This window comes from Geobacter sp. (assembly GCF_027327745.1).
GTDB lineage: Bacteria > Desulfobacterota > Desulfuromonadia > Geobacterales > Geobacteraceae > Geobacter.
In genome coordinates, this window is the sequence record NZ_DAHVYG010000007.1 from 1 (window position 1) to 7386 (window position 7386).

Consider the following 7386-nt stretch of genomic DNA (forward strand, 5'->3'; position numbering starts at 1 on the left):
CGAGCGTATTCCGAATTCGTGATCATGGAGGATGAAGAGACTGATAACGCCATTCGCAAAGCTACCAGAACCGGACGGCCGTTCGGTTCGGAATCTTTCATAGACAGGTTGGAGTTTCAGTTGAATCAATCGCTGAAACCCGGCAAACCGGGACGTCCCCGAAAGAAAACAGGGGGATGTCCCTAGTTTTCCCAACCGGGACGTCCCCGAAAGAAAACAGGGGAGTGTCCCTAGTTTTCCGGAGGTAACCAGAGAGCTTTAATAGTGATAACGAGCTTGAAGGAAATCGATCCGGTCGTCGCGAACTAGGTATACGAGGCGATGCTCTTGGGTTAGACGACGGGACCAGACGCCGGGGGAAAGATATTTGAGCGGTTCAGGCTTGCCAATGCCTGTAAAGGGATCGCGCATGATGGCTTCGATCAGATCGAACGCACGCAAGGCGGCCTTACGGTCGACTTCGATCCAATAACGGAGGTCTTCACGGAACTCCGGCTGGAATACAGCTTCTCTGCGCTTACTTTTCAAGACCGAGTTCTTTCCGGAGCTTTTCGGAAGTAGAGGGCTCTCCCTGACGTTTTAAGGCTCGTTCCAGGGAGGCGAGAAGCCGTTGCGCGTTCTTTGGGGAGCGCATGAGATGAGCAGTTTCGACTAAACTTTCAAGCTCATCTGCGGAAATCATGGCTACACTTTCACCACTACGACGACCAATAATGACGATCTCCCTGTTTTTGGTCACTTCATCGCACAAGCCAGCAAAGTTCGCACGAGCGTTTGTATAGGTTGTCTTCAGCATTTATATTCTCCTATTTAAGTTGTACAGGAACACAGTACAGCACAATATAGTTCTTGGCAAGAATTTTGTGTGCAGAAAGCAGAGAGGCAGTCCCGAGCCGGCTGTCAATTTGGTCCGGGGCCGCGAACATTCTGTGGAACAATCGCGACATGCCGCGTAAACAAAACTCTTGACGCCCTGTACCCAATTATCCTACACGAGTGCTGTGCACTTTTAATGGCAAGGATGGGCAGGTGCTCCTTGACCAGATCACTGAAAGGTGAATAATTATGAAGAGTTTGCGATTTGTCGTTGGGTTCGTTGTCATGGCGGTCTGGTTCACCCCGATCCTGGAGGCCCGGTCAGCGCAGCCCGCTCCCGCCGATTCCGCTGCCGGCGTTGAGTCGAAGGACGGCAACGCGAAGCGTCAGGGCCTGGTTCTGGAATTGAAAGCGCTTCAGGATGGGGTGGCGGCCAAGCGGGCGGAGCTGGCGAAGCTGCGCCATAAATGGATGGTCAGCAAGGGAAGGACGCCTACCGAGGAAGAGGTGAAAGAGTTCGAGGAGAAAAGGGCCAAAGGGAAGGCAACAGCCGAGGACAACCCGTACGTCAACAAGAATCCCCTCAGCTCCCCCGCCCGCTGGCGCGCGGCATACTACGAGAAGCTCGCCGAGATCAAGAAGGAGAAGGAGAGAGCGGCCCTTCTGGAGCAGGAAATCGATGCGCTGACACGCCAATAGCAGCCCATGGCGGCCCATTCCACCTACCCATGACCCAGGAATCGCCGGTTCCAAACAACGAGAGCACCACCCTCTGCGGCGCCTGCGGCGGCGAGTGCTGCCGGACCAGGCCGGGGATCGAGGCCCCGGGGCGCTTCCTCGCCACCCCGGACCCGGCGGGGGCGCTCTGCGACCTTCTAGCCTCCGGGCTCTGGGTTCTCGACACCCACTACGGCGTCCCTTACGATCCCGGGAAGGGGGAGCGGGGCGACCCGGACCGGATCATCCTCTACCCCCGGCCGGCCACCCGGGCCGAGCAGGGGGCGGGGAGCATCTGCGCCATCCCCGGCGCCGGGGAGTGCGTCTTTTTACGTGACGACGGCTGCGCCCTCTCCTTCGCCGACCGGCCCCGGGCCTGCCAGGCCCTGGAGCCGACGGCCGGCTTCGAATGCAGCTCCTCCTGGAGCCGGTTCGACGCGGCCCGCGCGTGGCTGCCGCACCAGGAGACGGTGGCGGCGGCCCTCGACCGCCTCGGCCGCGGCCGGCCACTTCCCTGACACTCACCAGCCATGGCGCCTCCCCCGGCACGTGGTACACTTGGAGGGAGCAGCCCCCCCTTCTTCAACCCTACCCTGCACCGGAGGTAGCCATGAAACGGATTCTCGCAGCCATCGCCCTGACCCTGGCCGGCACGGCCGCAACCGGCGCCGGCGAGCTTCCCGTGGCCCCCAACGGGATTGCCTATCTCACCGGCTACCGCTCCTGGGAGGCGGTGGCCCCCTCGTACCGCGACGACAAGGGACAGATACGTCTCATCCTCGGCAATCCGACGGCGCTGAAGGCCCTGAGGGAGGGGACGCGCCCCTTCCCTGACGGCGCCACCTTCGCCAAGCTCGCCTGGAACGCGGAGAAGCTTCCGAAGTTCCCGGTCGCGACGGTCCCCGGCCCCTTCGCACAGGTGGAATTCATGGTGAAGGACGGGACGAAATTCAAAGCCACCGGCGGCTGGGGGTTCGCCCGGTTCGTGGGAAAGGAGCTAAGGCCTTACGGGAAGGACCCCTCCTTCGTCCGGGAGTGCTTCGGCTGCCACACCCCCGTGAAGGACAACGACTTCATCTTCACCCACCTCGCCACCGTCCCATGAACGCACGAAGGGGGAGCCACCAAAGGCTCCCCCTTTCTTTGCTTCCTCTCTCCGATCTCCCGTCACTCCCCCTCGATCTTCCCCACCAGCCGCAGCAGCCCGTCCAGGATCGCGGCGGGATGGGGGGGGCAGCCGGGGATGTAGAGGTCCACCGGCAGGATGCCGTCCACCCCGTCGCGGGCCTCGGGCGAGCCGGCGAAAGGTCCGCCGCCGATGGCACAGGCGCCGCAGGCGACGACGATCTTCGGCCCCGGGATCGCCTCCCAGGTCATCAGCAGGGCCTCCCGCATATTCTCCGTCACCGGTCCGGTGACCCAGAGGCCGTCGGCGTGGCGGGGGGAGGCGACGAACTGGATGCCGAAGCGCCCCAGGTCCCAGCCGATGGTGGAGAGGACGTTGGTGTCAGCCTCGCAGGCGTTGCAGCCGCCGGCACTCACCTCGCGGAACTTGAGGGAGCGCCCCAGGAGGGAGCGGAGCCGGGGCTCCAGGGGGCGGGCCAATTGGTGCTCGCCGCCGGAGCGAACCAGAAGGTGCTCGCGCCGGGTGGCCGCCAGCCGGTGGTCGGTGGTGAAGCGGACGTACTCCCCGGCGGTGCATTCGGGGCAGAAGAGGCAGAGCCCCGTGTCCAGGGCGATGCCGCCGTCGCAGGTAATGGCCCCGTGGGGGCAGGCCGCGGCGCAGGCCTCGCCGTCGGCGCGCTCCACCCTGGCGGGAAACTCCGGGTATCCCCGGAACCGCTCGGGAAGCTGCACCGGCTCCTTCGGATAGGCCATGGTCCGGTGTCCCTGCTTCAGCCGTGCGATGATCTCTCTCAGCACTTTGAATCCCTTTCAGACGACTACAGATCGAACCCGCAGTACGACAGGTTGAAGCTCTTGTTGCAGAGGGGGAAGTCGGAAATCTGCTCCCCCCGCAGCGCCATGGCGAGCCCTGCCCAGTTGTGGAACGAGGGGTCGGTCACCTTGTAGCGGAGGAAGCGCCCGGCGTCGTCGGTGATCGCCACGTGGCAGATCTCGCCCCGCCACCCCTCGGTCATGGCCACGGCGACCCGGTTCCCCTGGAGGGGGCCCGGCTCGTTCCGGCACCCTCCCCCCGGCAGCTGCCGGAGCTGATCCCGGATGAAGTCGAGGGATTTCCCCGCTTCGAGCCACCGGACCGTCGTCCGGGCGCAGACGTCGCCGTGGTGGGTGGTGATCACCGGAATCTGGGCCATCCGGAAGATGCCGTAGGGATAGTCGTGCCGCACGTCCCGGTTGAGTCCGCAGGCCCGAGCGGCGGGCCCCACTAGCCCCAGCTCCCGGGCGGTGTCGGCGGAGACGGCGCCGGTGTTCTCCAGCCGGCTCATGACCGACGGCGTGCTCCAGAGGAGCTCCACGGCGTTCTCCAGGTCGGCCCGGGCCGCGTCGAGGCGGGCCAGGAGGTCGTCGCGCTCCGCCTCCCCCAGGTCGAAGAGGACCCCGCCGGGACGGACGAGTCCACGGCCGAAGCGGCTGCCGCAGAGGACGGCGGTCATGTTGAGGAAATCCCCCCGGATCCTCCCGCAGAAGGAGGCGGTGGGGAGATACCCCACGTCGCCGGCGATGGCCCCCAGGTCCCCGGTGTGGTTTGCCAGCCGCTCCAGCTCCAGGGCGATGCCGCGCAGCGCCTCGGCCCGGGCCGGGACCCGGGTGCCGGAGAGGGCCTCCATGGCCATGCAGTGGGCATGCATGTGGCCGATTGTGGTGTCCCCCGCGATGGTCTCCATCCGGAACGGGGTGCGGGGATCGGGGCCGCCGACGAGTCCCTGCTCGATCCCCCGGTGCTGGTACCCCAGCGATATCTCCAGGTGGAAGACCTCCTCGCCGTGGCACTGGAACCGGAAGTGCCCCGGCTCGATGATCCCCGCGTGCTCCGGCCCCACCGCCACCTCGTGGACCTCCTCCCCTTCCACCCGGTAGAACTCCATGACGCCGGGGAGGATCGGGTCGCCGGGATTGCGGCCCCAGGCGTCGCGCCCCGGGACGAAGGAGTGGTGGAACCGGACCGGCTTGAACCACGGGTGCTCCTCGGCGGGGATGCCGCACTGCTCGGCGATCTCCCGCTCGAAGAGCTGCAGCTGGGGGACGAGGCGGGCGATGGAGGGAAAGGAGCCGGCCACGTCGGCCGCCGCCATCCCGATAAGGCCGTCGGCCTTGGAGGAGAGGACGCAGCAGAGGGTCGCCCCACTCTCCGTCGGGATGCCGAAGTAGGAGGAGACGCGCCATCCCCGGTCGGTGGCGTCGATGATCGCCTGGAGGAACGCGGTCACCTCCAGGCGCGGCACCTCGTCGAAGGGAATGGCGGAGCCGTTGTGGAGCGTGCGGAAAATGTCGTTCATGGCCTCGCCTCCAGGAGCGCGGCCCCGTCCCGCAGGAGCCGCTGGAAGGGCTCCGGCAGCCAGACCCCCAGCATGAGGATGAGCCCCAGCAGGGCCAGGGGCGGCCCCACGGTCAGGAGGCGGTCGCGGTAGTCGGTTCGCTCCGCGTCGGCCGGGGGTTCCCCCATGACGAGGGGTAGCACCGTCAGGGCCATGCCGATGAAGACGATGGCGAGGAAGAGAAGGAAGAGCCCCCCCGCCAGGTACCGCCCCTCCACGAAGGCGCTGCTCACGATGGTGAACTCGCTCACGAAGGGGGAGAATGGCGGTGAGCCGGTGATGGCGATGAAGCCGGCCAGGAAGAGCCCCGCGGACCAGGGTAGCCGCCCCAGGGCGCCCCGGACCACCTCGGTGCTCTTGCTGTTGTAGCTGCGGTGGATGTTGCCGGAGGAGAGGAAGAGGACCCCCTTGGTGAGGCCGTTGTTCAGCAGGTGAAAGAGCGCCCCGAAGAGGGCCCCCTTGCCGAGCCCCAGGGCCACGGCCAGGATCCCCACGTGCTCGACGCTGGAGTAGGCGAGCATCCGCTTGAAATCGGCCTGGCGCGCCATGAAGACCGCCGCGAATCCCATGGAGAGAAGCCCCATGGCCAGGAGCGCCTTCTGGAAGAAGAGGTATTCGCCGCCGGCGGCGAGGCTAATCTGGTAGACCCGCAGGATCGCCAGGAAGGCGCAGTTCACCAGCCCCCCCGCCAGGAGCGCCCCCACGAGCCCCGGCGCCTCGCCGTAGGCATCGGGCTTCCAGGAGTGGAGCGGCGCGATCCCCATCTTGGAGCCGAAACCCACCAGCATGAAGATGAACGAGGCGTGGAGCCACCCCGGATTCAGCTCCCGCGCCGAGGCGAGGATCGGCCCGAGGAGCAGCGTCGCGTCCCGCTGGGCCACAAGCGTTGCGTAAGCGAGGAAAAAGAGCCCCAGGAGCGCCAGGGCGATCCCGACGGAGCAGATGAGGAGGTACTTCCAGGTCGCCTCGATGGAGCGGGCGTTGCGGTTGAAGTAGATGAGGGGGGCCATGGTGACGGTGGTAGTCTCCACTGCCACCCAGAGGAGTCCCAGGTGCTGGGAGGCGGTCACCAGGGTCATGGCCGAGAGGCAGGCGAGCATCCCCATGCAGAGGACCCGGTTGGAGCGGTCCCGCCGGTAGGCCAGGTACCCCACCGCGTAGACGGCGCAGACCAGGAAGAGGATGCTGATGGAGAGGAGCACGATCTTGCCGAGGGGGTCCAGATGGATCCACCCCTGGGGGGAGGGGGGCGGGGTCCACGCCAGGAGTGCCAGGGTCAGGACCAGGTGCGGGATGGCGACGGCCGGCAGCACCAGGGGACGGAGCCGGTTGCCCGGGACGATCCAGGCGGCCAGGGCGCCCACGAGCGGCAGGAGAACGGCGGCGGTCAGCATCGGCCTATTCCTCCCTCAGGGCGCTCAGGCGCGAGGTGTCGATGGAGGAGAACTCGCGGCTGATGTGGTTGATGACGATCCCCATGACGAAGATCCCCACGAGGAGGTCCAGGAGCACCCCCGCTTCCACCATCACCGGCATGGCGGTGGTGAGCAGGAGGCTGAAGATGAAGATGCCGTTTTCCAGCACCAGGTAGCCGATCACCTGGGAGATGGCCTTGCGCCGGGTGGTCAGCACCAGGAAGCCGGTCATGAGGGTGGCGATGGCGGCGGGGACGAAGAGGAGGTCCCGGTGCTCGGGGGCCAGGGGAAGCCGCTCCGCGAAGACGAAGGCCAGGGCGGTGACGATGGCGCCCAGGATCAGGGTCGGGACGTAGCCGATGAACGGCTCCACCTCCCGCTTGATCCCCGCCTTGCGGACGGCATCGCTGATCAGCCAGGGGATGACGATCCCCTTGGCCGCGATGATCCCGGTGGTGATGGCCACCAGGTGCCAGGAAAAGGAGTGGATGATGCCGGGAAGGACCCCCAGGATCACCCCCTGCACCGCCGCCGCCCGGATGCAGAAGGCCATCCGGCTCGACCCGAGGACGATGAAGTTGAACAGCATGACCAGCACGAGGAGTTGATCGGCAAGGGAATCCATGGGTTACCTCAGGATCAGGAGCATGGAGAAGGCGGAGAGGATCGTGGCCGCCACCAGGAGTTGCGGCACCCGGATCAGCCGCAGCCGCGCCATGACCGACTCCACCACGCCGATGGCCACCGCCAGCAGGAGCATCGACGCCACGAAGACCCCCCAGTCGGCCCACGGATTGCCGGTCCGCAGCGGGAGGGCGACGTTCATGAAGAAGGCACCCAGGACGAAGAGCTTGAGGGCGGCGCCGTAGAGGATGAGGCCGAAGGCCGGCCCGCTGTGGTCCAGCACCATCACCTCGTGGATCATGGTGAGCTCCAGG

The 7386-nt window shown here is 66.1% G+C and carries 9 protein-coding genes and 1 pseudogene; 3 read left to right on the forward strand and 7 right to left on the reverse strand.

Going from position 1 to position 7386, the window contains the following annotated elements:
• Nucleotides 1–258: 258 nt before the first annotated feature.
• Nucleotides 259–528: a Txe/YoeB family addiction module toxin gene (locus M6689_RS01770; protein WP_298267095.1), complete on the reverse strand. Its 270-nt coding sequence runs from the start codon at nucleotides 526–528 to the stop codon at nucleotides 259–261.
• On the reverse strand, nucleotides 518–796 hold the full coding sequence (locus tag M6689_RS01775) for a type II toxin-antitoxin system Phd/YefM family antitoxin (protein ID WP_298267098.1): 279 nt from the start codon (nucleotides 794–796) through the stop codon (nucleotides 518–520). The genes M6689_RS01770 and M6689_RS01775 overlap by 11 nt, the downstream gene beginning before the upstream one ends.
• Nucleotides 797–1065: 269 nt before the next feature.
• On the opposite strand from M6689_RS01775, the gene M6689_RS01780 reads away from it, so the two are divergent.
• The 3 genes from M6689_RS01780 (at nucleotide 1066) to M6689_RS01790 (ending at nucleotide 2638) form a co-directional block, all read left to right on the forward strand.
• Nucleotides 1066–1515, forward strand: a complete 450-nt coding sequence (locus M6689_RS01780) for a hypothetical protein (protein WP_298267101.1) — start codon at nucleotides 1066–1068, stop codon at nucleotides 1513–1515.
• A gap of 29 nt (nucleotides 1516–1544) precedes the next feature.
• Complete coding sequence (locus M6689_RS01785) at nucleotides 1545–2051, forward strand: hypothetical protein (RefSeq protein ID WP_298267104.1); 507 nt, start codon at nucleotides 1545–1547, stop codon at nucleotides 2049–2051.
• Nucleotides 2052–2143: 92 nt separating this feature from the next.
• Nucleotides 2144–2638, forward strand: coding sequence for a cytochrome P460 family protein (locus M6689_RS01790; RefSeq protein ID WP_298267107.1), 495 nt, complete (start codon nucleotides 2144–2146; stop codon nucleotides 2636–2638).
• Between the two features lie 62 nt (nucleotides 2639–2700).
• On the opposite strand, the gene M6689_RS01795 is transcribed toward M6689_RS01790, so the two are convergent.
• From M6689_RS01795 to M6689_RS01815, 5 genes and pseudogenes are all read right to left on the reverse strand, one after another.
• On the reverse strand, nucleotides 2701–3456 hold the full coding sequence (locus M6689_RS01795; RefSeq protein WP_298267110.1) for a hydrogenase: 756 nt from the start codon (nucleotides 3454–3456) through the stop codon (nucleotides 2701–2703).
• 20 nt (nucleotides 3457–3476) lie between these two features.
• Complete coding sequence (locus tag M6689_RS01800) at nucleotides 3477–4994, reverse strand: hydrogenase (protein WP_298267111.1); 1518 nt, start codon at nucleotides 4992–4994, stop codon at nucleotides 3477–3479.
• The gene (locus M6689_RS01805) at nucleotides 4991–6427 is read right to left on the reverse strand and encodes a proton-conducting transporter membrane subunit (protein ID WP_298267113.1); all 1437 of its coding nucleotides are present in this window, start codon (nucleotides 6425–6427) and stop codon (nucleotides 4991–4993) included. The genes M6689_RS01800 and M6689_RS01805 overlap by 4 nt, the downstream gene beginning before the upstream one ends.
• A 4-nt stretch (nucleotides 6428–6431) precedes the next feature.
• Entirely contained in the window at nucleotides 6432–7073 is a 642-nt protein-coding gene (locus M6689_RS01810) for a hydrogenase (RefSeq protein WP_298267114.1), read from the reverse strand.
• 3 nt (nucleotides 7074–7076) lie between these two features.
• Nucleotides 7077–7386 (reverse strand): annotated as a pseudogene (locus M6689_RS01815) (hydrogenase); the annotation flags it as partial.